The 2,825-nt window shown below is 36.7% G+C and carries 3 protein-coding genes; 1 reads left to right on the forward strand and 2 read right to left on the reverse strand.

The genetic code is table 11. The annotated features are described in order from the left end of the window. Window positions 1-252: 252 nt before the first annotated feature. On the reverse strand, window positions 253-699 hold the full coding sequence (locus tag VNJ50_RS12025; protein ID WP_325582235.1) for a DUF5362 family protein: 447 nt from the start codon (window positions 697-699) through the stop codon (window positions 253-255). A 9-nt stretch (window positions 700-708) separates the two neighbouring features. Next, window positions 709-1,953, reverse strand: a complete 1,245-nt coding sequence (gene rocD / locus VNJ50_RS12030; RefSeq protein ID WP_325582237.1) for an ornithine--oxo-acid transaminase — start codon at window positions 1,951-1,953, stop codon at window positions 709-711. A 327-nt stretch (window positions 1,954-2,280) separates the two neighbouring features. Here rocD and VNJ50_RS12035 point away from each other — a divergent pair. After that, window positions 2,281-2,825 (forward strand): class I SAM-dependent RNA methyltransferase (locus VNJ50_RS12035; protein WP_414652889.1); only part of this gene is annotated, 545 nt, incomplete at its 3' end.

Consider the following 2,825-nt stretch of genomic DNA (forward strand, 5'->3'; position numbering starts at 1 on the left):
CGGGTAGTTTTTCTGGATTTTTTCCCAACATATTTGCAAGCTTTTCTACGACAAATATACAAATACCTGTAATGAAAAACAAGCTTAATAACGGTTAATACACTGGATTATAGATGATTAATCTACCTTAAGGAGTAACTAATTACCTAATTATCCGAGAGAATCCATAATCAAAACAAAATAACCAAAAAATAAAAGGTCGCCTAAATAGTTTTTAGACGACCTCTTTTTTATACTAAATCTTTCAACCGCTTACATCATTCCTCCAATCATAGCAATAACAAATGCCAAAATATAGATACTGATAACGACAATCGTAAAAACACCCATAAACTTATAATGTGATTTTAAATTAGAAAAAGCCGTGGTGAGGTCATCGTTATTATTGGTCTTTAATGCAAGTTTCGTTTTACGTGAAAAATTAAAAAGATACAACACCGGAAAAAAGTAAAGAAGCGCCAAAACAATATAAATCAATCCAAAATAAGACATATCCATGCCAAGACCCTCATACGGATTTCCTCCTGAAATCAAGCCCATCACTACACTAAAAAAGACACCAAAAAGAAGCATCAATCCGATACCAATAAATCCCAAAATAGACAGAAAATAGGTCCATGTAGAAGTTTCTTTTAAAAATCCCATAATGGTGGACGATACATTTAATTCAAAAGTTTCAAAAGCCGATTTTTCTTCCATAGTTTAAGACTATTTTTCAAAGGTTTTAACTGTTGTTATGATGATGCTCACGCAATCCAAAAGTTGTTCTTCGGTCATGACCAACGGCGGTGCAAAACGAATAATATTGCCATGCGTAGGTTTTGCCAAAAGCCCGTTATCTCGTAATGCCAAACAAATATTCCAAGCCGTATCACTGTCTTCTTCATCATTAATAACAATGGCATTGAGCAAACCTTTTCCTCTGACCAATTTGATAATATTACTTTTTTGGATATAAACGTTTAGTTCTTTTCTAAATAGTTGTCCCAGTTTTTCTGCATTATCGGCTAACTTTTCGTCCTTAACCACTTCCAAAGCAGCAATGGCTACAGCTGCCGCCACAGGGTTTCCACCAAAAGTACTTCCGTGATTTCCGGGTTGAATGACATTCATAATCGCGTTTTCGGCCAATACCGCACTCACAGGATAAGCGCCACCACTTAAGGCCTTGCCTAAAATAAGAATGTCGGGTTTTACATTTTCATGATCTACTGCCAGCAGTTTTCCCGTTCTGCCAATGCCCGTCTGTACTTCATCGGCCATAAACAAAACATTGTACTTGTCGCATAAAGCTTTGGCTTTAGCCAAATAACCTTCACTTGGCACATACACTCCAGCTTCTCCTTGAATAGGTTCCACCAAAAATCCTGCAACATTGGGGTGTTTTTCAAAAGTATCTTCCAAGACTTGCAAATTGTCATATTCTATTTTTAGGAATCCTTTGGTATAAGGGCCAAAGTTTTTACGCGCTACCGGATCATTGGAAAATGATATAATAGTGGTTGTCCGTCCATGAAAGTTGTTTTCACAAACAATTATTTCTGCTTGTTGTTCCTCGATACCTTTCACTTCGTAGGCCCACTTTCTACAAATTTTAAGTGCCGTTTCTACAGCTTCAGCACCGGTATTCATTGGCAAAACCTTGTCATATCCAAAATAGTTGGTCACATACGCTTCAAATTGGCCTAACATATCATTATAAAATGCACGTGAAGTCAACGTCAAAGTTTGCACCTGTTTGATCATGGCATTAACAATAGTTGGGTGACAATGACCTTGGTTAACAGCCGAATATGCCGAAAGAAAATCATAATATCTCTGCCCTTCAACATCCCAAACATACACACCTTCTCCTCTACTCAATACTACAGGTAGCGGATGGTAATTGTGCGCACCATACTTGTTTTCTAAATCAATCGCTTGTTGCGAAGTTAATTGGTCTAAAGCAGTCATTATTATTAGAATTTTTAAATCCCATGTTCAATATAAGACATTGTTTGTCAGTGTTTTAAAATAATTAAACATGGTGTATTATATCTCGCTCAGCGAGAAATCGACCATTCCTTCTGTACCTTTATTCTTTCAGTTTCCGATAGTTATCAGAACGAAAAAGCAGCGTGGGAGAGAAATCATCCGTAAGGACATCAAATTTATAAAATATATTAGACCTCCTAAAATTTGCGAGTCTAATTTTAAGTCCATATCCACAATTTCATTTGATATGGATAAAATCGCAATTTCAAATTCGCAAATCGAAATTGGTTTCACTATTTTTGCGGCATGGGAAGAAGAAATAGAAAACAAATTTTTGAAAAAGTATTGGTGGTCGATGCTGGAGCCAAAGGTAAATCAGTAGGAAAATCTCCGGACGGTGCCGTTATTTTTATTCAGAATGTAGTGCCAGGTGATATTGTTGATGTGGAAACTTTTAAAAAGCGTAAATCTTTTTATGAAGGCAACGCCATAAAATTTCATGAATATTCTGATAAGCGTACGACACCCCAATGCCAGCATTTTGGAGTTTGCGGCGGTTGTAAATGGCAAGATATGGGCTATGAGCACCAATTGTACTTTAAACAAAAAGAAGTTGAAAACAACCTTAAAAGGATTGGACATCTGGATCTGCCTCCCATTACCCCTATTTTAGGATCCTCAAAAGATTATTTCTACAGAAACAAAATGGAATATTCTTTTAGTGATAGCCGATGGCTAACCTTTGAAGAGATCCGCTCGGATGTTGATTTGGGCGACAAAAATGCTTTAGGATTCCATATTCCGGGTATGTGGGACAAAATATTGGATATCGAAAAATGTTGGCTGCAAGC

The organism is Gelidibacter sp. (genome assembly GCF_035577925.1).
GTDB lineage: Bacteria > Bacteroidota > Bacteroidia > Flavobacteriales > Flavobacteriaceae > Gelidibacter.